Genomic DNA, 21012 nt, shown 5'->3' with positions numbered 1-21012 from the left:
AGAATTTCAGGCCATGCACGCGCTTGGCTCTATCGCCGAACGCCAACCCGACCTTTGCGTCGGGGCGCTGAAGACCTCTGCCGTTTGTGGTGCCCGACGGAGGCATCGACGACAGACAAGCAATAGAGAGTCGCGTTGAGTTGCCCGTCACCGGGCAACCATGCACCGTGCCTGCCCCGACGTCGAATGCCGGATTTGCACCTTGGCCTTAAATTGGTTCTGGTTAGCCAACTTCGGTTCAGTGATGAGCGACTGCGTGCAGGAGATTGGTTGACGATCGTCGAATTTTGCACATAATGCATTGACGAATTCGCCATACTGCACAAATATGCACGCAACACAGTCCCATGCCGGCAGCCTCCCCGAAGCCCTCAAGGTCGAGTACCTTGAAATGGTTGCCTCATGGTTCTTGGACGAATGGCGGGCGACCGAGGATGATCTGGCCCGAGAGACCGACACGTCGTACACACGGGGTACCGCCCGTTTCGGCCGTCAGAAGCAGCGCATCACCCTCGAATACTTGTCGGGCCGCCACCGTTGGCTCCGCGTCGAGAACAACAGCCTCGACATTGTTTTCTCGATCTGCAACATCCCCTTCCGATTCAGCAATGACTGTGCGGACGCTCCCCGCAAGCGAGCTGTTTTGCAGCCCCATCTTTTCCAGATCCCCTTGCTTGAGGAAGCCGCACCGGACGAGGCAGCGCGTTTCGTGTTCGTGATTGACCGTGGAATGGATGAATCCAGTGATCCGCGGGTGGTGGTCCTAGGGTTTACCCAATCCGGCGAAGAGGCGTGCCGGTGGACCTCCGGTTCGGTGTTTCGCAGACTTGGCGATGCGCAGGCCACACTGCCCGTGGCCATTGATGTGCCCAAGCCCGCGATCAAACCGAAGTTACGTGACCTCGGAAGCGGGAGTGCTGGTGCCATGGCAGGAGCATGAGCCCGGTACTCTCTACAAACGTGCGTCTCGCGCGTCTTTTCAACGGCTTATCGCTGGCAGAGCTCGGCGAAATCCTCGGCAAATCCAAGCAGTACCTGAGTCGAATCGAGACCGGTGCCGAGCCTGTGTCCGCAGCTTTAGAGCAGGGCCTGGTCGATCATCTGGGCATCCTGCCGGAATTCCTCCGCCATGTGGACCCGATGCCGTTGATGGACGAGCAATGCCATTTCCGCAAGCAACTGACCACGAAAGTGGCACTACGCCAGTACGCGCGGGCGCGCGGAGAAATGCTCAAGCGCCTTGTGTGTGTACTCGATGACCATCTCGACTTGCCTGAGTACCGCATAAAGGAAGCGGACTCCTCGAGCGACGAAGCCATTGAGCGGGGTGCAGAACAGTGCCGCTCAGATTGGGGCCTTGGTTGGGGACCGATCAGCAATATCACGCGCGTGGCAGAAAACGCCGGCGCGGTTGTCATGCGCGTCAACGGCCTGGCTCAGGAGGTAGATGCGGTCTCGTTCGCAACACGTCGCCCAGTCATTGCACTCAACAGTGTCGGCCGATCGGCATGCCGCGCCCGCTTCGGCGTGGCGCATGAGCTCGGTCACTTCGCACTGCACATTGGCGTTCTAACAGGCGATCGGCTGACGGAGACGCAAGCCAACCGATTCGCGAGCTCGTTCCTGCTGCCACGGGCAGCGTTCCTGGCAGAGAGCCACAAGGCCTTGCGTCGGTCACGCCTCAACTGGGATGGCCTCAGCGAGCTCAAGCTACGCTGGGGCGTGTCGAAATCCGCGTTGATCTATCGCGGCCGACAGCTGGGTGTTTTTACCGACGAGCAAGTCCGCTCCGCTTATATCAAGCTCAACCGGCACGGAGAAGCCATTGAGGAACATGAGGACGCGGCGATGGTGATTGAAACACCAGAAGTCGTGGCCGACGGACTGCAGATGATGCGCGACCACCTAGGCGTATCTCTTCCGGCGGTGGCTCGCCAGATGTGGGTGCAACCGCGCTTGCTCGAAGATTTGATTGGGCACGGTCAGCCGATTGCAAGTGGCCAGGTCGTCAACCTGTTCTCACCGAACTGAAGACTTACGGGGCGCATTGTGGCGCCAGAGAGTCGGTGAGGTGGGCAAATCTTCGTTCGCAGTGTGCGACAAGAATCTGCCTCAACCGATCGAGACCTGCGCGACGCTTGGCCCCCGGTGCGGGCATGTGCTGCGCCGTTCGCCTTGCGTCGCCTCCCTCCCCGCTTGACGTTGGCAGGCAGGCAGAACGCATACCCGATACAACGATGCATACCGTCAGTTGTAAACAAGCTGGCTCCTTACGCTTGGCTCCGGTGCCTAGACGGTGAAGCAGCAATCCGCTGCCTACCTCTGAAAGCATCCCATGATTCACGTGACCAGCCTTGATGACGCGAAAGCGCGTCACACCATCCTTTCCAGCCAGCTGACCTTCCATCACACCTTTAGCGCGCTTGAGCATGACGATGGCATTGCTCTCTCCTATCCCGACAGCGGCAGCAAAGTTATCGAGATTCGAACGGACGGAGCCGGCCAGGACGAACTGGATGGTGACTGCCGACTTCTCAACATTGCTGGTACTCCTTTGGTCTGTTTCTCGTTTGACTTCTTTGGCCAGTTACATATGTGTCTTGTTGACCGCTACGACCCGAGGCTCTGGGAGCTGCTCTATAGCATCAAGTTCATGTGCACCCAACTTAGCGTCCGAATCACGGCGGCTAACGGCACGGAATTTCTCGGCGCCTTCGAAATCGAGATGCCTTTTCCACTCTCCGAAGACGTAAACGCATGCCCGTTCCTGGCACATGTTGACGTGGCCAGGCACGTCTCAAACCTGACCAGCATGACGCACCTTACCCGTATTGCCAGGATGACTCTTCCGTCTATCTGTAATGACAACGTAGTAGTTTCTTCGGCGGTGAGTGAGAGTCCCATGCGGGGAAATCGCCTCGGCCAAAAATTGGAGGCGATGGAGCGGAAGCAGCAGATCACTGCTGCGAAGCAGAAGGTAACGCCAGCCGCTGTTGCTCCGTAGCACCAGCGCAAACTTGCGGATGCCAAGAGCCCGGTGATTTTTTCCGACGTAACTCTGCCCCGTCGGGCACCAGGCGTTCAAGGCGTCCATATCTTGCATCCCGGCCTGTTGGGGGGTGGCCTGTGCGCTCGCGCTGCGACCTTTTTTGCACGGAGCCGGGCCCGATCTTGCTTGGCTGCGCTGGGATAGAACTTGCGCATGCCCCTCTTGCTAGTACCGGGCATCAAGAAGATCCTGTCTTACGCGTGGGGACGGCATGCCATCTGCCAAGGCCAAAATTCGCCGACGTCTCAGCTCGCGATAACCAGCATGCGAGATCATCCAAGATGGCTGACCCACCGAGCGATGAAGCTGCCGTTGTCATGCGCGCCAATGGTCTCGCCCAAGAGCTGGATGCCGTCGCCTTTGCGACAGGTCAACGGCCATTGCGTCGGCCGCTCGGCATGCCGTGCGGTTAGTTGTGGCCCGTGAATTGGGGCAATTCGCGCTGCACATCGGGATCCTCACAGGCGATCGGTTGACGGAAACGCAGACCAATCGATCCGCTGCGAGAGTTCTTTCTTAATGCTACGGGCCTGCTCGCCCGACCTCCACAGGCTCGCAGCACGAGAGACAGCGCGTGCGAAGCCTGCAACGCCACCGCCAGCTCTCCCCAGACTGTCCGAAGAATGTGGCCCGCCGTCATTTCGACGACCGCCCACGGGTCATCTGATGTTCGAAATACCGCCTGCAGCGGCACGAAATGAGCCGTTTGGGGGGGCGAACAGTAAACATCGACGTTAGCCATGTCTCTGCTGCCGCTGAGTCGATGACGCCTCCTACAGCGGCACGCCTCGGCGACGCAATGGCGCCGAAAGGCGATACGTCAACGTGTGCCCGGCCGACAACGCATGCGTAAGCGTGGGGGGCCGAGCGCTGCGCACCTCGTGCACTGCCCGACGGTAAACAAGCCAACCTTAAAGACCGCCCGCCTCACATAGCTCTGGTGCCTATAGGACCTGGTGACGATTTCGCGTTGCCCTGCGGCACCTCGAATGCGGCGCCGTAGTACCCCCGTAACCACATTGAAGGATTCATCATGCGCACTGTCGAAGAAATCGACGCCCACCTCTCGGAACACGACCAGATCATTCTCTCGCTGCGGGAGGAGCGTTCTGCCTCTCTCGCGAACACGCGGCTGGCGTTTGTGCGCGAAGCCCTGGACAAGATCCGGGACCTCGCGATTACCGTAGAAGACCTGTTCCCCGGGCTCGCCGTGGGCAGGGCCTCCACGCCCAAGGGTGACAAAGCGCCCCCGAAGTACCGCAATCCCCTTACCGGCGAAACCTGGGTCGGCCGCGGCAAGGCCCCGCGCTGGATCGTCGGCAAGGACAAGGCCTCGTTCCTCATTGGCGAGGTCCAGAACGCTCCGATCATCACCGAAGCGCTCACGGGGGAAGCAAGCCTGGGCAACGACGATGACACGTCTGTTGACGCTCCGGTGATCCTCGATGTGGCCGATCACGACGTCGGCATAGCCGCCCCTGCGGCTGTTTCCGCGTCCGATGTGGCCATGGCTCTGACCACGGAGGAGAACACGGCGATGAGTCCCGCGGGAACGAACGCCGGGCGCGGTCGCGCGACCCTGGTCTTGCCAGCAAAGGTGAAAGACCGCCGGGAAACGACCAACACGAACGGCATGGGCGCGGACGCGTCCATCGAAGCGTAAAGCCCCAACGGTAAGGCAGGCCCGGCTGCCTTACTTCGCTACACCTCTCCGCAGCACCCCGCTGCAAGCAACATAGGAAAACTCGTGAAAAAGACTACCGACACCGCTCATACCCACACCACCACTGTCGAGCTGGCACCGCAGGTCGACCTCCCCGAAGCTTGGCCCTTGACCGCGGCTGGCGTGCTCCCGGAGTGTGCCCAGCAGACGTCCTTCACCCCCGATAGCGCCACTGGGGAAGCGGCCTCGGATCAGGTCGCGGAGAACGTCGATGCCCGCGTCGTTAGCCAGGATCTCTCCACCTCCAAACCTTTGGCATCTCACAAAGAACTCCTCGTGCAGAAAGTGGCGCTCGACGCGCAGATCGCTGCTGCTCGCGATGACGAAATCGCTGAAGCGGTACGGAAGGTGCTGACCCTGATTGCTGAGTTCGGCTTGACCGAAGCCGAGGTGTTCAAACCGCTCACCGTGAATCGCCCTTCTTCGGCTGCGGGCACTAAGGTCGCCGCGAAGTACCGGGACCCTATCTCCGGCGTTACCTGGGCCGGCCGGGGCAAGGCGCCGAAGTGGATTGCCGGCAAGGATCGCGCGCAGTTCGCGATCTAAGCGTCAACAAGCCGCGGTGTTCTGCGGCTTTGCGAGGGGGGCCGAGGAATCGGCTGCCCCTCCATTCGATTTTATGACGACGGGTTGTCAGACCAGGGGCGAACGGGTTGGCCACCGACATCAGTACCGCGGCCAATGTACGGACGACGACCTTTCAGCGTGCGCGCTGAGTTAGGACAGGGGCGGGAAATCGATCTGCATGGCCTGCTTCAGCTCGCTAGAAGACTAGCTGATGAAGGGCCCAGCGGAACCGGTGTCCGGCAATGGGTAATGGCCTACCGCAGCTGCCGGATAACGTACCGTCGGCCACACAGAACCTAAGCGAGTGTGACGTCCAACTCAAGTCTACGGCGGGGCCGCCTGAATGAAGCTAGCCTTCCGCCGGAAAGGAGCCAGCCTGCTCATCGCAGCATAGGCTCAAATTCCACAACAAGGTTTGCGGCGCGCCAGATCGTTGCCTCTGCCCCTCCTATAGGTCATGGTTTTATACGCAAACGTCCGCCACCCTGCCCCTCGGCGATTTCATGTCTACTGGCTACGTGCGTGTTGCATGCGCGCGTGCTGACGCGGGTGCATTCCAGTGGCACACCGGGCACAGGCCAACGGTGACGCGATGCCGGGCTAGAGCAATCCAACTTATCCCTACGACCTGTGGAAAGACTTGTCGAAAACTCTGGTGGAAAGTCTGCGAACCCGCACGGGTGCTTGCTTTGCGTACGGCGCTTAAAAAGGCAGCAATTCAGTCAAAGGGCAGCTGGTCAAACCAAGACTTGTAAGGTGTGTCAGTCACCTTGCGGCGGTTGAAATCCGGTGTGCCGTCAGTCCCCCACACCGGTCCCCGTTCGCCTAATGCCCGCTTGGCGGCATCCACTGCGGCCCGAGCTGCCTTTTCGGCAGGTTGGTCGTCGGCTTTCAACGCTGCCGCGACCCTGCGTCGTGCACGCATGAGCTGGTCGACCCAGAACTGCTTGTCACCCTCGGACAACGCAGGATTCGTCGACCGCCACAACCGGCCATTGACCACAAAGTATCGTCCGTCTGGTGTGGTTAGGTTGGCGGCATCGGTCACGAAAGCAGTTTACAGATGCCTTGGCATCTGACCGGTTGCCTGCGAGCCCGCGCATGCGGGGGCATCCTACTCTTACCACCTACAAATAAATTGCGTTGGCGAGCAGCACGACCCCCAGGCCGATGAGGCAGGCGAAGAAGCTCCCCAGCGCCAGGACGGTTCGGGCTCGATCGCTAGAACACTTGGCCTCTTTCGGCAGGATCCGCTTCGTGTTCTTCATCTGAGGGTGAAGCTCGGAGGTCTATTGAAGACTAAACACAAGACATACCCACTACCTGATGGCGAACCACATGCGGCTCGGCTGCTTTGCTTAAACCGCCCTGCCCCAAAATCGCAAGATGTTTGGCCACCGGTTTCATCACAGATCTCGCACGGCGAATATGGATGGGGACGTGTGTGCTGCGAGCTCCATTTCCATCGGGTGCGGATAGTGCCGGAGCAAATGCGTGGCCTTCTTTCGCACCCCCTTCGGAATCCGCTTGGACTGCCCAGGATCCTCAAGCCATTTCAGGAACTCTCGCGTTTTGAGGACCGCCAGCGAACGTTCGTAGGGGACTGTCATGAAATTCCACCTCAAGTGCGGAGCGCTTTATGGATGCGCCGTTGAATGTGAACCGTCAGTACCAGCAGGGCGAGAAAGCGCCGAACGTATCGCGGGCAGATGTTTTTCAAGCAGACCAACTGAAACTTCGCAAAGCACAACCCTGCCAGTGTTGCTCCAAGGAAACCCGTCAAGCCCGGTACCGCTCAATGTGTCATCCAATACGACATAAGGCTCACCGGCATGATGCTCTCGAAGCCATTTCGATATCGCATCCGCCCGTGTGTGGCCTCGTGTGAAAGGCGCTTCTGAATGCGGGTGCAAATTCTCAGCAACGAAATTCAGACCTGAACGTGTGAGAATTTGAACCAGGCCCTCCGGATGCAAAAACTGGAGCCAAGAGGTGGTAATGACAAAATGAGGAGAAAACTCTTCGGCAATTGCGCGCAGGACCGCAACGGCCGGTGCATGGAACAGGTGCTGCCATAGGTCTTCTGGCGGATTTTCAGCAATAGCATCATAACCCCCATATATTTTATTAAGGCAAATGACGTCGTCGAAGTCTAATAGGACCGTAGGTTTGACGTTTGCACCAATTCGAGCCCCATCCTTCGGGTTGTAATTTTGGTCCATCCGATGGTGTTTAAATCAGGCAAATACGAGGGCTTGTTGCCGCGCTTCAAGTCGGTCTACCAGGTACTCTAGTGACATGGCCCGCGCCCCCTCTTCATACAAGTAACCGTCCGGTAGTTCTAAGCCGATTCGGGAGCAGACTTCATCCAAAAGCTTGCAGCAAATATGAAATGCGGGATCTGCTACGAAAGCCTGATTATGAAGTGACCATTGAGGCTCTGTGATGAGTGGCTCCGAGAAAATTCTATTGGCCCATGGCTGAATCTTACTCCCGGATAGCAGCATCTTGGAGACATACATTTCCTGGCACACGTGTACGACTCCCCATTTGGGGAAATTCGAAATGCTGTCGATGTATGAAAACATTTCTGTCGTGAGGTCGAGGTTATTTGCCAGATTGCAAGGAATAAGCACAAAGTCATAGCGCCCATAAACATCTAAGATCGTTTGCGCGTCGTTCTTGAAAGCCATGAACTCCCGAGATGGAACATCGACAAAAATCATGTCGTATCGCATTGGATGCGCCTGCTTTTCCGGCGGATAAAGTGTGACGTTATTGGGGATGTTGTAGGGAGTGCTTGCTCCAATAATTACTGGGTTGACGCAGGACACGTGCTGCTCACATAGCGCGACCCGGTAACCAAGATGGGCAGCGGTGAATGCTAAGGCAGTGGAAACGAGTGATCCGCCACCGCCGCCCTTGCCGCCACCAATGGCGATGCAGATGGCTTTTTCACGCGCTGGCGGTGCAGGCCGAAACAATTTCTGAACCAGCCGTTCCTTTACGTACAACTCTAGGGCAGGGACCTTTACCCCATACTCGCTAACCCACCGAGAAACCGCATCTTTAGTACCGGCCTCATCATCCCAGTCGACCGAATTTAACGCATCCACGAGTGACTCTTGGTCTATGCCAATAAGATTCAAAGCGCGAAAACGAATACTTGTTTTAGACATTTTGGTAGATGGTTTGCGTGAGTTTCTTTCGGTCGCCGTGACGACGCATAAAGCCGCGAATCACTCGTGCCAATGTGGCGCGGCTTCAATTACCCGAAACTAAAAATTCGACTTTTTTGGGGGGCGAAATCAGACCGAGGCGACAGTAATCCTGAGTGTTTGTTTGCGATGATTTTCATATCGCCGCTGCAGTGTTCTTCGTCGTTATCTTGCGCGAGGCCGGCGAATCAGCCAAGCGAAATTTGTTATCAATTTCACCCGATTCTTTTCCTGTCGCTACACATCGAAGCAAGGGCCTTCGCCTGCGCTGAAAGACCATGTGACGACCACTGAAGATCCCGCAAAAAAACGTGGCCCGAAGGGCCTAACCAACCAGAACGTCGACCAGGCGGTCGAAGAGCTGAAGAAGAAGGCAAGGCGCATCACCACCCGGAACGTGTACGCCGAGCTTGGGCGCGGCAGCTTCACCTTCATCACAGCGCGGTTGAGAGAGACCGGACATCTCCGCCCCAAAGCCGACAAGCTGATGCAATGATGAGTTGATTGAAGCAGCCCCCTCGGGGGCTGCTTTTTCTCGTAGTCTCGACGTCCTGCCGACAGAGGCCCGACGATGAGCCGGCTATCCTGGACCACCGCACGCTGCCACGTGAAAGGCCAGCGTCGACTGGTGCGCCTCCAGGCCCAGCGACGGAGGGCTGTGGTGCAGAGCCGCTGAGCGTGAACCGCAGCTCTCCGCGACCGCCGTGGATGCAGCAGAACGGCTGTGTCAGATCCGCACCAGGTTTCTCTTGGCTTTGCTGTTCAACCCCTGAGGCGAGACAACCACCCGCGGGGAGTCGGGCGTCTCGAGCATGCAAGCACGCACGTCCTTTACCGGGGCGATCCAGGCCTTTTTTCCGATCTCCTCAATGCTGCCATCCATCACGGTTTTCATGACGTCCGAATAGAACGCCCCCGGCGCATGCGGAGCCTCGACGGAAGACCGCAAAGCGTCGCAGTCGAAGCTGCGCAGCCGTGCACCGACCATGTCGAGGCGCGCTGCTTTGTAAACGCCCAAGAGGATCCCGCCCTCTGACGAGCAATCGCGCAGCAAAGACCAGGTCGAAGCGTCACTCGAGTCCGCGAGATACATCAAGAGCGTGCTATCGACTTGCGCGAAGAAAGTGGCCACGTTTGCGTTGCCGATCCTCATCATGCGGATGTCCAGTTCCTGCACCCGCGGGTTGTAGCTCGGAATCGACTCGACGTCGCGAAAGTGACCCGCGATGAGCGGGGCGCGGCCGACTCGGGGGTTCCCGCCGGCGTAATAGTCGCGGATGTGGGGAGGAGCAATCGAGGCCCAGGGCACAGCAAACTGGGACAGGGCATTCAGCGGGTCAAAAGAGGCTTTTTGGAAGTTCATGTTGGGTCCTTGGTTCCGAAGCACGAAGCGGCTTCAGACCCGTATAGAGCTCCACCCTGAACCGTAAACTTACGGCTTGAACACCCGGCCGTTTTGTTAACGTAACGGCTCAGCAGAAGCCGGATAGCCTCGATGCGGTAGCCGCGCGACGCTTGCTGCAGGTGCTGTCCACCGGCCGTGTCACCCCGCCAGAATCAGTTGTCTCGCGCAACTGGCTCAACAGCGTGTGTCACCTGCTTCCCGTTGGCGTGATCAGCTAGCTGGTTGCAACGAGCCACCGTTATCGTTGCGGCCACGCACGAGGCTACTAACTACGCACTGTCTTCTCTGGTCTCCGCCACTGTCAGCAAGACCACTATTGCTGCGGCAAAGCCAAAGAACGTTACCCCTCCTGCCAGTGATCCTGCTGCCGCCCAGCGTTCCAGCGCAGCTGAGCTGGCTCTTTTTGCAACGCGGAGGCGTGATAACAAAGCGCAACTGCGAGAAGAGCGTACAAGGATGTCCGCCAGCAGCGGCGTGTCGGTGTCGTAGCGGTAGCTGACCCTCTCGAAGCGCACCTCGGCGTTGGCCGACGGTACCGCGTTCGTCTGAGATGGCTGCGGCAGCACCGGTGTCTGCAGCAGCACCTGCACCCGCTGTGCTACGGCCGTGGCGGCATGCAGGTCGTGGGTCAGGTAATGCAGCAGCAACAGCGGCCCGGAAATGCCCGGCGCGACCAGCACGAAAGGCAGCAGTTCGACCGGCTCCATCCAGCCGCCGGCCACAAAACCGGTGCCCGCGATGAGCACTACACCCAGCACCGCGGCCGGCGCGATCAGCGCGTTGGCATTGGCCATGGCCGGCACCAGCGGCCGGGTGAAATCAACGAAGGCGGCGGCAAAACCGTCCACCGCCTCGCGGTAGGCGCGGTGCGCCTGTTCATGAACTGGAAGAAGCCTATGCAGTCGAAGACCTGGAGGCTGTCCTCGAGGCCTGGGAAAAGGTCCAGAGCAATGAACATCCCCAGGACCGGCAGCGCGAAAACGCCGCGTACAAAGGCGCTGTAGGCATCTTGCAGTTCGCCCGCGAACAATGGCGACACCTCTCGCCTCAGTTATAAGCGCCGCCAGGATTGTTTGGCCAGTAGCTAGGTGGTGTGGCAGATGCGATGCCTGTTAGGCAGGAGACGCGTCAAGGTAAGGCAGTTTCTGACTTTCTGCGCCTTGCCCCATCACTTGGCTGCTCGGCCTTAAGAGTCCTCATTCTTACGGTCCGTGGCCATTGATGTCAGCCAAAACCAGATCCGCCTTTACCAACGTTTTTGTCGGCTAATTGGCGCTGTTTGACCGACGGTTGCAGCGATGTGACCATCGGCCTCGGTGGCAGGTGGTGGCGATAAGGGGAAGGTGGTTGATGTGACTATGGAGGCGGCTTCCACAAATGCTCAGGGCAGGCTTAGCTCGCCGAAGGTCCGTCTACGTCCTGGCCCCACTCCCTGCGTCTAACCGTCTTCCTGGACTACGACAACCTCGCTAGTCAGGTCACCGGCGGCACTTTCACAAAGGCCGGGCCATCTAGAGGCCCACTGGAGCTTGCTGAAAAGCACTTTCGTCCTGAGTCTGTCGAATCCTTCACGTGGGTAGCCGACTCACAGTGGCCGGTGAAAGGGCGCATAGCCCCATGCGATATCGGACTGCCCCTCTCTGAGCACAGCCTCGCCAAGATTAAAGCCACGATGTCAGAGTACCGACACACTCGTAGCCTCTCGTGAGCGCCAATGAAAGGCCGGTTGTATTCCTAGATTTCGACGACGTCATCTGGGTTGACGATGGAACGTGCGAAGGCAAGTACGGCGGTTATAACGCCATTGGTTCGAATCCGCCGGCCGACCTCTGGGATAACCTCTTCCACGCCCCTGCCGTCGCAGTACTCCGCAAGGTCAGCGACGGGTTCTCTCCGGCTTTTGTGATCACGACCTCTGGCTCCAATTCGTGCATCCAGAGGGGATGGTTCAGATCCTCCAGCGCTCCGGCCTAGCTTTCGTTGCCAACAATCTCCATGGACAACCCGAGGCCCCATTCACTCGCGGCCGAACCCGTGCTGACGCCATCGCCAACTGGCTTGCTTCCAACCATCGTGGTGAGCCGTTCGTCATTCTCGACGACACCATGAGCGGCACAGGCCTCAACGAACCGCCATGGCGGCAAAGCGGTCGAGTCGTGCTTTGCGACGTGAATGTTGGCTTGCTGCCAGACCATTTGCCGGCAATCCGGCAAGCTCTGACCACCCCATTCAAGAGGAGCGCCCAGTGACGACGCCATCGGAGCGAACGAATTCGGTCATCAGGACCCGCATGCTGCTGAACTGGCTGATCTCCCCTGCGGCAGCTGAGGGCGTTCCGGAGGAGGTTCGGCACAAGGCGCTGACATTGTTGCGGCACTACCCGCTGGATATGGAGATGGACCTCGCTGGCCAAATGTGCCCATCCGTATTTGCTTCGGATGAGGAGCGCGCGAGGTACCCGTGATCCGCAGGAGCGGCCGGCCGCTGGTGTGACGTAGCCGACCGCGCACGCTTATCGAACCCGGATCAGATTGTCTGCCTCAGCTTCAGGCATTGGGTCAGCGAAGCCGAAGGCGCGTTCGGACTCGCGGTCTAGAAGAATGCAGGCCTTCACATCGGTCACTCGCTCGTCCTTGAGGAACATCTGCGCGATGCGTGGCATTTGCCCTAGGCGGATAGCCGCAGTGACTGGCCAGGGGAAGGTAAACGCCAACGGGTTGTGCGCAGGCTTTTTGATGCTTCCAGGTACGTACTGCATCGAGTGAATAGCTTCTCGGTTGTACGCGTCGTACTGCTCGCTGTAGTCGGAATCAGGTAGGCGGCTGTATGCGTCGATGCCTGCAAGCATCGAATGCACTCTCGATTCCTCCGCATCGCAGATCACCATCCGCACCACTCGCCCGCTCCGGTACCAAAAACAGATTGTGTCGACATCGCCAATGGCGAGCGGGGTGATCCCCGTCGGGAATGTGCTCAGCACTTCGCCAAAACCGCCTTCGGCGAAACAAGCGCTGAAAACCGGAATGATCCCTTGCTTGACAGAGTTTGTGCGCACGACGTCCGTCGTGGCAACTGCGAACGGCACGATGTGGCGGGCGTACGAGCTCGCGGCATTGTAGGCAGCGTTAACGCGAGCGTAGAGGTTCTTGTCCATGAGGTCCTTTTTTCGGCAGCACCATTGCCGCCAGACCTGTGTATGGAGTGCTCTACCTTTACCCTCCGTGGCCCTGTTTACAGGTGGCGGCTACCCACGCAGTTTTAAGATCGGAGGTTGTGCGTGGAGTGATGCAGTTGAAAGACCAGATACAGCAGCTCAAATCCGAGCTCCAGAAGATGCAAGATGGCGGTGCCGAAACGATACCGATTGACGTCGCCAAGGCTCAGTTAGACCAATTGCTGCAACACCGCGCCTTGCACCCGCTCAACATCTCGATGGCCACCGAGATCTTCAAGGCGACAGTCTCGTCGGGAGAGCAGGCCATCAAAAGCGCACTGCTGGTCGCCAGCGGCGGGACTGCCGCACTCCTGGCGTTCCTCGGTCACCTGGTGACTTCTGCGCAGAGCGAGGTCACCCAGGTGCTAATCGATAGCATCGGCTCCGCATTACTTAGCTTCGGCAGCGCCTTTGTCTTGGTTGCGTTGAGTTCCGGCCTTCGGTATCTGTCTCAGTCAGCATTTGCCGCCGACACGATGGCTCGGTTGACTGGGGCGGAAGCCAAGGCTGCAACTGCGTACCGGCGCGGCATGATTTTTCGGGCTGCATGCATTGCTACGCTCTGTCTAACGGTGCCCTTGTTCACAGTTGGTGGCTGGTCCGTTTATTCGGGACTGCGCACGCAAGCCCATATTCTGCAAAGCGACGACGATAGCGATGCAGATAAGGGCAGTTCCTGCGCAGCTACGCGAAGCCTGCAGACGCTTTAGACACTCCTCTCTCGAAGAGCGAAGCGCATTCTGCCGGTAATGCCCATACACCACCTGTCACCGGAGCTGTTACAGGTATGTTGCGGCCTGCCACCGCTCACCAGCCGGCACGGTGTCGTTGCCATTGGTGCTGCCTAACTGCAGGCGCTCGCCAACCCGTGCCAGCACCACCGTTGCGTTCCAGTCCTCATCTTGGGTGACTTACGCTTGCTGCCTCTTAACGCTCGACAGCGTAAGAAATCCCGCCAGCGCTGATAGAAAGGCGCAGCCTGCACCCAGCATTGCGGCGGCATGAAAGGCAGATGCAAGCTCGGCACCTTGCTGCCCGATCACAGCACCGCACAAGGCTGTGGCGATCAGCCCTCCAGTGCGGGCTACAGCACTGTTAAAGCCGGATGCAGTACCTGTGTGATGTCGGTCGACCGAAGACAGCACGGCAGTCGTGAGCGGTGCCACCGCGCCGGCCATGCCGAGTGCCATAACTACCATTGCAGGAAAAACCGATACCCAATAGCTGGCGTCGGCCGTGATGCGCATGAACAGCAGCAGGCCCAAGCCGGCGACCAGCGGCCCCAAGGTCAGCGGCCAACGCGGGCCCACGCGTTCGGCCAGTCGGCCCATGGCGCGCGATCCGAACCCCAGGATGATGGAAAACGGAAGAAAGGTCAGTCCTGCCTGGAGCGGCGTGTAGTGCGCGGCCTCAATGAGGAAATACGGCAGCAGAACCAGCAAGCCTCCAAGCGCACCGTACAGAAGAAAGGTCAGTACGGTTAGTCCCACAAAAGGGCGCGAGGCGAACATGCCGCGCGGCATCATGGCCCGGTCGCCGAGTCTGGCCTCGAACAGCAGGAACATTCCCAGCAGCCCGACACCTGCCAATAGCGGCAGCAGCACCGCCAGACCCGATGGCCCCTTACCGGACCAAACCGTCAATGCCCAGCTCAACGCGCCGAGCGCCATCGTGGCGAGCAGCGCACCTACCCCGTCAAGAGGCCGGTTGGGATTGGCGCTTTCATCCACGTAGCGATATGCCAACCACCAGGCCGCGAGGGCCAATGGCAGGTTCAGCAGGAAGATGGACCGCCAGCCGGCCGCCTGGACCAGCCAACCGCCCAGCGGCGGTCCGACAGCAGCTGAGATGGCACCCACTGCGGCCCAGGTGCCGATAGCGCGGCCCCGAGCCTCATCAGAGAAGGCGGCACCCAGAATGGCCAGCGAATTGGGCATCAGCATCGCTGCACCCAGGCCCTGCAACCCGCGCGCGGCCAGCAGCACCGGCTGGCCAGGGGCCAGGGCGCACACCACCGATGCCAGCGCGAAGATGGCAACGCCCCAGAGAAAGATGCGGCGCCGGCCGTAGTGGTCTCCCGCAGCCCCGCCGAAAAGCAGTAAGGCGCTCAACGGCAGCAGGTAGGCGTTGACGGTCCATTGCAGCGCTGCAGTGTCGCTCTGGAGCCCACGGCCGATGTCGGGCAGCGCGACGTTCACCACCGAACCGTCGACAAACGCCAGGCTCGAGCCCACGATGGTCGCAGCCAGTGTCAGCTGCGGATGGCGGGGCTGTGCTGCTGCGGCGGTGGAAGCGGTATCCATGGGGGTCCTTGTAGTGGGCGATACGCGGGGGGGCAGATTAGGACCTTCCAGGGCCGGCCACAGCGCTGGGCAAATAGACCCTGCTCATCTATGTAGCGATAACTACAAGCCGCTTGTCAAACAAGTGGCTCCTACTTATAGTGCTCGATATATAGTGTTCGCTATATGTGGACTGGCGTTGGGTTTGCTCGTTTTCGCGACGCTCGAATGTCGGTCCTTCTGACCATCTCCTAAGGAAGAACCATGTCTACACATCCATCAAAACCAACTGCTGTTGAGCGCCTTATCGCCGAAAGCGACATCAAGCGACTGATCGCCACGTACGTTCACAATCTCGACGACGGCAAAGTGGAGGACAACGCTAAGCTGCTCTCGGACGCCCGTTTCAAGGTCGTCGATGTCGTGGTGACCGGCGAACACAACATCGCGCAATTTTTCAGGAGCAACGTTCGCCACCACGAAGACGGCACACCGCGCACCTGGCACACCATTGCCAATACGCTCATCGACATGCAGTCTGCGACTTCCGCGACCGCGCAGAGTTACTTCACCGTCCACCAGCAAGTGGACGAGCTTCATTTGCAGCCCATCGTCACGGGTCGATATGACGATACTTTCGAGCTGATTGATGACGAGTGGCGGTTTAGCTCTCGGGCGGTCGTTCCGCGCCTTTTCGGGGACGTCTCGCATCATGTCATTCCACCCGCAGCTGTCGCGACGGCTTGAGGCAGGCGTCGCCATGGCACAGAAACAGGCGCTCGTGACCGGGGCGAACAAGGGTATCGGTCTTGCCATTGCTCGAGGACTTGCAGAACAAGGCCTATCGGTCTGGATAGGATCCCGGGACAAGGCGCGCGGAAATGCTGCGGTCGCACTCTTGCGGGACGAAGGGCACGAAGTTCACCTGTTGGAAATGGATGTTGCAGACGAATCCAGCGTTCGGAATGCAGCAAACTTTCTGGCTTCGAAGATCACTGCACTGGACGTGCTAGTCAACAATGCCGGCGTATTGGTCGATAAAGAGTCGCCGCCAAGCGTGCTTCGAATGGTGGACATCAAGGCAACTTTCGAAGTCAACCTCTTCGGACCCATTCGCGTAACACAGGCCTTCACACCTCTTCTGAAAGCAGCTGGCGGTGCGCGCGTGGTGATGATGGGTAGTGGCGTCGGCTCACTCGCCCTAATCACCGACCCCACGTCCATCTTTTCGAGCGTCAACTTCATGGACTACACCACGTCCAAGGTTGCACTTAGTGCAGTGACCGTTTGCTTTGCAAAGGAGCTGGCTCCGTTCGGTATCAAGGTGAATGTCGTGGAGCCCGGGCAGGTTCGTACCGACCTCAACAACCACACCGGCGAAGTGACGACGACCGAGGGTGCCCAGACAGCCATCAAGTTCGCGCTTATCGGAGTAGATGGTCCCACGGGCGGCTTCTTCGGAAGCCACGGCCGACAACCGTGGTAGTTCTGACAAATCAACCCTGACGCGATGCGGTTGGGGCAGAGGATCTGCCCCAGCGCTCTCCGTCTCAAAATTTCCATCGCGAGAATGTGGACGGAGAGTCCGCCGCACTGCCCGCCCTGACCAAAGTCAACGGCGGGCAATTTTTCATCTTAGATTTGCGACGCACCACCGTCGACGAAGAACTCTATGCCATTCACGTAACTCGCGTCGTCACTCACGATGTATGCGACGGCTTTCGCAATGTCGTCGGGCGTGCCGATCCGGCCAACCATGCTTTGCTCTCTGAGATAGGCCAATGCGGCATCGGCCTGTTCTTTCGAGAAAAAAGTTTCCAGGCTGTCGGTATGAACCGGGCCCGGGCTGACAACGTTGATGCGGACGCCCGAACCCTTGATTTCTTGAATCCAGGCGCGAACCAGGTTGCGGACTGCGGCCTTGGTTGCACCGTACACGCTCATGCCCGCTGGAGGATTGAATGACGCGCTCGAACCGATGAGCGCTATGGCACCGCCGCCCATCATCAACTGAAGCGCACCCTGGACGGTGAAGATGACGCCTTTGACGTTTGTGTGCAGCATCTGGTCGACCTGCTCCTCGGTGATGGAACCCAGTTGAGCAATCGTCCCGCCTCCAGCGTTGGCGACCAGTACGTCGAGGCGACCGTGGCTGGCACGGACCGACTCGTACATCGCGTCGATTTCCGACACCTTGGTCAGGTCCACGACAAGGCCGGTAGCCTGGCCTCCAAGTTCGCCGACGGCTTTGTCCAACTTCGCGGCATTTCGTCCAGTCACGATGACCTTGGCACCCAGTGAAGTCAGGTGCTGAGCGATGCCAAACCCGATGCCTGAAGAGCCGCCGGTAACGAGTGCTATCTTGTGTTGAAACTGCATGATGGTTTCCATGGGTTGCATATAGCGATTGCTATATTAGCGAGCACTATATGAGACAATGTGGTCCCAAGCAAGAATTTTATAGCGGTCGCTATATTTGCGATGCCCGCCGAAAGCCGTATGAAAAGCCAGCCCAAACCGTCGGACAAACCGCTGCGCCAACGCCGAGCGCCGTTCGACCGTGACGAGGGCGTGCGGATCGCAAAAGCGCTCTTTCACGCGCGAGGCTATGACGCGGTGAGCGTGGCCGATCTGACCAAGGCGCTGGGCATCGTGCCGCCGAGCCTCTATGCCGCATACGGGAGCAAGCTCGCGCTTTTTCAGCGGACGCTGGACGAGTACGTGGCGACCGACTTCCTGTCTCTGGACCGGATACTGGTTTCAACCGCCCCTCCTGCGGAGGAGTTGACCGACCTCTTCGTTGCCGCAGCGCGTCACTACACACGGGATACGGTCCAACGCGGCTGCATGGTCACCGAAGCGATGCGCGCGGATGATCCTGACGCCGCCGCCGTCGCAACCGGCCTGGCAGGTCTCGGAAGTGACGTCATCCGCAATTACATCGAAGCCCATGCTTCGGCCGACGACGTTGACCGCATCTTGGACTATGTGCTGCTGACTCTGCGCGGCCTTTCCTCTTACGCCTGTCTTGGTTATTCCACCGACAAGCTTGTGAATTGTTCAAGGGTTGCCGGACGCGCACTCGAAGCTGAATTTGGTGCAGCCGCAGCTCCGACGCGCTGATCCGCCCACGTTGCTGCGCCAGGAGCAACTCCCGCGATTCTTGACGTCACGTGCCTGGAGCGACCGGTGCATCCCCTTCCCGGGACGACGAAGTCCAGGCCCGCCACCTACGCACGTCGCGCCATACCCCTGCCGGCGAAGCCGGAAGCCTGTAGCCAAGTTGCTGGCTCATGGTTTCTCAGCCTGCTGCCAGCTCTTGTAGACGAACTCCAGGCTGTACCCGTCAGGGTCTAGAACATTGGCCGCGTAGTACCGCGGGTCGTAATGCAATCGGGCCCCGGGTGCTCCGTTGTCGGTGGCGCCAGCAGTCATCGCGGCCATGTAGGCGGCATCTACCGCTGCGGCCCCCGTGCCTACAAATCCAACATGGACAGCGCGACCCTCGGCCATACCTTCGCGCAACCAGAAAAAGACTCGGCCATTTGCCCCGAACCCCTTGAGGTCGGGATGCCCAGGCGGCCCATCTTTGCCGTCGTAGTCGTGCTGGTGGTGAATGCCGAGTGGAGCGAGAGTGGCCTCGTAGAAGGCCACCGATCGTGCCACGTCGGTCACCGACAAGAAGATGTGGTCGAGCATCGTCGGTGTCCTTCAATTAGATGACGTAGCCGCCGGCCACCTCGATGTTCTGCGCGTTGACCCAGGCGTTGTCCTCGGACAGCAGGCTGGCAATGACACGACCCACGTCGTCCGGTTCGCCGATTCGGCCAAGAGCCGTCTGTCCTTCGAGCAGGGTGACGAACTCGGGCATCTGGTCGAAGGCGCCGTTAGTCATGTCGGTGCGGATGGCGCCAGGCGAAATCGAGTTGGCACGGATGCCGCGCGCGCCGAACTCCTTGGCCATGTATCGGGTCAGCACTTCCAGACCGCCCTTGAAGGCTGCATAAGGTGCTGCACCCGGCGTGGCGACGCGCGTGGTGGCACTGGTCATGTTGACGATATGACCGCCCACGCCCATCAGGGGCAGCAAAGCCTGGGTCAGGAAGAAAGGACCTTTCAGGTGCACGCCCAGAAGACCGTCGAATTCCGCCTCAGTGACCGAGTCGATGGTGTTGAACGCACCGTAGCCGGCGTTGTTGACCAGCGCGTCGAAGCTTTTGACGCCCCAGGTGGCCTGCAGGACGCCAGCGACACTGTCGCGAAAGGCGGCGAAGGAGGCGACCTGCGCCACGTCCAGCTTCAGCGCGACTGCCTTGCCGCCTTCGGCTTCGATTTTGCGGACGACATCGTCAGCACCGGTCGAGTGGCTGTTGTAAGTGACGATAACGCCCATGCCGCGCTTGGCAGCTTGAAGGGCGGCGCTGGCTCCGAGGCCGCGGCTTGCGCCGGTGATGATGACGACTTTCATGTGATTTCCCGTTCAGTAAGTTGGTGACTGAACGATAGGAGCCGAGCGGCTTTCGAGCCTGCCCGTTCCTGCCTCAAACCTGCCTAATCCTCTTCCATCACACTGGTCAGTACTTGCGGTTCCCGTGGCATTGAGGTCTGATGCTTCCATGGAACAGCAACTGACAGAACTCCGCCGTCTCGCATCCAAGGCGCAGAATCGCATGACCGAGACCGGCATCCCGCGTGTCGCGATGGTGCAGGGCAAGATTCCCGAACATGAACTGAGTGCGGTATACGACCCCATGGTCAATCTCATTCTCCGGGGTAGCAAGTCGATGTCCATCGGCGACCAGACCTTGCACTACTGTCCAGCAAACTATTTCGTCATGTCGGTCGACCTGCCTGCGTTTGGTACGGTGTGGCCGGCCGAAACAGGCGAGCCCTATCTCGCGGTGGCCTTAACGCTGCGTCCCACCATCGTGGCATCGCTGATTGATGACCTGCCCAAAAATGCTCCAACGCCACTAGCTGAAGTTGGCTTCTCGGTCACTGCAGTAACGACTGAACTGATGGATGCCTGGGTGCGGATGCTGCGATTGATGGAGTGCCCCAATGACATCCCGGCCCTGGCACCGGTCTACGAGCGGGAAATTCTTTATCGCGTGCTCCAGGGTCCCCAGGGTGCCATGCTGCGAGACGTCGCGACGCCCGACAGCGCTATCGCCCGGGTGACCTCGGCCGTCCAATGGATTCGCCGCGACTTTGCAGAACCGTTGCGCGTCGAAGCGCTAGCCCGAAAGGCAGCCATGAGCGTGTCGGCGTTCCACCGGCACTTCAAGGCCGTTACCGCGCTCAGCCCGTTGCAATATCAAAAGCGGGTGCGACTTTTGCAGGCGCGCACGCTGTTGATCGTCGGTGGCAAGAGTGTGACAAGTGCAGCGTTCGAAGTCGGCTACGAAAGCCCAACCCAGTTCAGCCGTGAATACGCACGTGCCTTCGGTCTACCACCGGGCCGAGATGCGGACCAATTACTTGCCCGCTATTCGCCGCCGGATCGCGGAGCTCAATCACCGCGTCTGGCCGCTTAACAGCTTGCTCGCTTAGG

General features: G+C 59.4%; 24 protein-coding genes. 13 read left to right on the top strand and 11 right to left on the bottom strand.

Annotation, left to right across the window (positions count from 1 at the left end; translation table 11 throughout):
* The first annotated feature begins 328 nt into the window (after positions 1-328).
* From AC3ANW_RS23580 to AC3ANW_RS23560, 5 genes are all read left to right on the top strand, one after another.
* Positions 329-940: a hypothetical protein gene (locus AC3ANW_RS23580; RefSeq protein WP_488345703.1), complete on the top strand. Its 612-nt coding sequence runs from the start codon at positions 329-331 to the stop codon at positions 938-940.
* Positions 937-2031, top strand: a complete 1095-nt coding sequence (locus tag AC3ANW_RS23575; RefSeq protein ID WP_488345702.1) for a helix-turn-helix domain-containing protein — start codon at positions 937-939, stop codon at positions 2029-2031. The genes AC3ANW_RS23580 and AC3ANW_RS23575 overlap by 4 nt, the downstream gene beginning before the upstream one ends.
* Positions 2032-2335: 304 nt before the next feature.
* Positions 2336-3004, top strand: coding sequence for a hypothetical protein (locus AC3ANW_RS23570; RefSeq protein ID WP_488345701.1), 669 nt, complete (start codon positions 2336-2338; stop codon positions 3002-3004).
* A 1078-nt stretch (positions 3005-4082) separates the two neighbouring features.
* Positions 4083-4712: an H-NS histone family protein gene (locus tag AC3ANW_RS23565; RefSeq protein WP_488345700.1), complete on the top strand. Its 630-nt coding sequence runs from the start codon at positions 4083-4085 to the stop codon at positions 4710-4712.
* A gap of 312 nt (positions 4713-5024) precedes the next feature.
* Positions 5025-5318, top strand: a complete 294-nt coding sequence (locus AC3ANW_RS23560; RefSeq protein WP_488345738.1) for an H-NS histone family protein — start codon at positions 5025-5027, stop codon at positions 5316-5318.
* Between the two features lie 739 nt (positions 5319-6057).
* On the opposite strand, the gene AC3ANW_RS23555 is transcribed toward AC3ANW_RS23560, so the two are convergent.
* The 4 genes from AC3ANW_RS23555 to AC3ANW_RS23540 all read right to left on the bottom strand — a co-directional run bounded on the left by AC3ANW_RS23555 (position 6058) and on the right by AC3ANW_RS23540 (position 8518).
* Positions 6058-6387 carry a hypothetical protein gene (locus AC3ANW_RS23555; RefSeq protein WP_488345699.1) on the bottom strand — a complete coding sequence of 110 codons (330 nt, stop codon included), beginning with the start codon at positions 6385-6387 and terminating at the stop codon, positions 6058-6060.
* 358 nt (positions 6388-6745) lie between these two features.
* Entirely contained in the window at positions 6746-6949 is a 204-nt protein-coding gene (locus AC3ANW_RS23550; protein WP_488345698.1) for a BPSL0761 family protein, read from the bottom strand.
* A 27-nt stretch (positions 6950-6976) separates the two neighbouring features.
* Positions 6977-7561, bottom strand: a complete 585-nt coding sequence (locus AC3ANW_RS23545) for an HAD domain-containing protein (protein WP_488345697.1) — start codon at positions 7559-7561, stop codon at positions 6977-6979.
* Positions 7562-7576: 15 nt separating this feature from the next.
* On the bottom strand, positions 7577-8518 hold the full coding sequence (locus tag AC3ANW_RS23540; RefSeq protein ID WP_488345696.1) for a hypothetical protein: 942 nt from the start codon (positions 8516-8518) through the stop codon (positions 7577-7579).
* 319 nt (positions 8519-8837) lie between these two features.
* On the opposite strand from AC3ANW_RS23540, the gene AC3ANW_RS23535 reads away from it, so the two are divergent.
* Positions 8838-9053, top strand: a complete 216-nt coding sequence (locus AC3ANW_RS23535; protein ID WP_488345695.1) for a DNA-binding protein — start codon at positions 8838-8840, stop codon at positions 9051-9053.
* Between the two features lie 231 nt (positions 9054-9284).
* Here AC3ANW_RS23535 and AC3ANW_RS23530 read toward each other — a convergent pair whose 3' ends face one another.
* Both AC3ANW_RS23530 and AC3ANW_RS23525 read right to left on the bottom strand, forming a co-directional pair.
* Positions 9285-9920 carry a hypothetical protein gene (locus AC3ANW_RS23530; protein ID WP_488345744.1) on the bottom strand — a complete coding sequence of 212 codons (636 nt, stop codon included), beginning with the start codon at positions 9918-9920 and terminating at the stop codon, positions 9285-9287.
* 311 nt (positions 9921-10231) lie between these two features.
* On the bottom strand, positions 10232-10810 hold the full coding sequence (locus AC3ANW_RS23525; RefSeq protein ID WP_488345694.1) for a hypothetical protein: 579 nt from the start codon (positions 10808-10810) through the stop codon (positions 10232-10234).
* A gap of 1095 nt (positions 10811-11905) precedes the next feature.
* Here AC3ANW_RS23525 and AC3ANW_RS23520 point away from each other — a divergent pair.
* Positions 11906-12211 (top strand): HAD domain-containing protein, encoded by a 306-nt coding sequence (locus tag AC3ANW_RS23520; protein ID WP_488345693.1) that lies wholly within the window; start codon positions 11906-11908, stop codon positions 12209-12211.
* On the top strand, positions 12097-12426 hold the full coding sequence (locus AC3ANW_RS23515; RefSeq protein ID WP_488345692.1) for a BPSL0761 family protein: 330 nt from the start codon (positions 12097-12099) through the stop codon (positions 12424-12426). Before AC3ANW_RS23520 ends, AC3ANW_RS23515 begins: the two co-directional genes overlap by 115 nt.
* Before the next feature lie 48 nt (positions 12427-12474).
* Here the strand turns inward: AC3ANW_RS23515 and AC3ANW_RS23510 are convergent, their stop codons facing one another.
* Entirely contained in the window at positions 12475-13116 is a 642-nt protein-coding gene (locus tag AC3ANW_RS23510) for a hypothetical protein (protein ID WP_488345691.1), read from the bottom strand.
* 131 nt (positions 13117-13247) lie between these two features.
* Here AC3ANW_RS23510 and AC3ANW_RS23505 point away from each other — a divergent pair, with 131 nt between their 5' ends.
* On the top strand, positions 13248-13886 hold the full coding sequence (locus tag AC3ANW_RS23505) for a hypothetical protein (RefSeq protein ID WP_488345690.1): 639 nt from the start codon (positions 13248-13250) through the stop codon (positions 13884-13886).
* A gap of 201 nt (positions 13887-14087) precedes the next feature.
* On the opposite strand, the gene AC3ANW_RS23500 is transcribed toward AC3ANW_RS23505, so the two are convergent.
* Positions 14088-15479 carry an MFS transporter gene (locus tag AC3ANW_RS23500; protein WP_488345689.1) on the bottom strand — a complete coding sequence of 464 codons (1392 nt, stop codon included), beginning with the start codon at positions 15477-15479 and terminating at the stop codon, positions 14088-14090.
* A 243-nt stretch (positions 15480-15722) separates the two neighbouring features.
* Here AC3ANW_RS23500 and AC3ANW_RS23495 point away from each other — a divergent pair, with 243 nt between their 5' ends.
* Both AC3ANW_RS23495 and AC3ANW_RS23490 read left to right on the top strand, forming a co-directional pair.
* Positions 15723-16205 carry a nuclear transport factor 2 family protein gene (locus AC3ANW_RS23495; RefSeq protein WP_488345688.1) on the top strand — a complete coding sequence of 161 codons (483 nt, stop codon included), beginning with the start codon at positions 15723-15725 and terminating at the stop codon, positions 16203-16205.
* 13 nt (positions 16206-16218) lie between these two features.
* Complete coding sequence (locus tag AC3ANW_RS23490; protein ID WP_488345687.1) at positions 16219-16944, top strand: SDR family NAD(P)-dependent oxidoreductase; 726 nt, start codon at positions 16219-16221, stop codon at positions 16942-16944.
* 149 nt (positions 16945-17093) lie between these two features.
* On the opposite strand, the gene AC3ANW_RS23485 is transcribed toward AC3ANW_RS23490, so the two are convergent.
* The gene (locus AC3ANW_RS23485; protein ID WP_488345686.1) at positions 17094-17849 is read right to left on the bottom strand and encodes an SDR family NAD(P)-dependent oxidoreductase; all 756 of its coding nucleotides are present in this window, start codon (positions 17847-17849) and stop codon (positions 17094-17096) included.
* A 108-nt stretch (positions 17850-17957) separates the two neighbouring features.
* On the opposite strand from AC3ANW_RS23485, the gene AC3ANW_RS23480 reads away from it, so the two are divergent.
* Positions 17958-18581 carry a TetR/AcrR family transcriptional regulator gene (locus AC3ANW_RS23480; protein WP_488345685.1) on the top strand — a complete coding sequence of 208 codons (624 nt, stop codon included), beginning with the start codon at positions 17958-17960 and terminating at the stop codon, positions 18579-18581.
* A gap of 168 nt (positions 18582-18749) precedes the next feature.
* Here AC3ANW_RS23480 and AC3ANW_RS23475 read toward each other — a convergent pair whose 3' ends face one another.
* Together AC3ANW_RS23475 and AC3ANW_RS23470 are read right to left on the bottom strand one after the other, a co-directional pair.
* On the bottom strand, positions 18750-19157 hold the full coding sequence (locus AC3ANW_RS23475) for a VOC family protein (protein WP_488345684.1): 408 nt from the start codon (positions 19155-19157) through the stop codon (positions 18750-18752).
* 16 nt (positions 19158-19173) lie between these two features.
* Complete coding sequence (locus AC3ANW_RS23470; RefSeq protein ID WP_488345683.1) at positions 19174-19926, bottom strand: SDR family NAD(P)-dependent oxidoreductase; 753 nt, start codon at positions 19924-19926, stop codon at positions 19174-19176.
* 148 nt (positions 19927-20074) lie between these two features.
* Here AC3ANW_RS23470 and AC3ANW_RS23465 point away from each other — a divergent pair, with 148 nt between their 5' ends.
* Positions 20075-20995 carry an AraC family transcriptional regulator gene (locus tag AC3ANW_RS23465; protein ID WP_488345682.1) on the top strand — a complete coding sequence of 307 codons (921 nt, stop codon included), beginning with the start codon at positions 20075-20077 and terminating at the stop codon, positions 20993-20995.
* The last annotated feature ends 17 nt before the right edge of the window (positions 20996-21012 follow it).

This window comes from Xylophilus sp. PBN-3R, assembly GCF_057747805.1.
The sequence above is the reverse complement of the archived record's forward strand: the minus strand, read 5'-3'. Positions and strand labels throughout refer to the sequence as shown.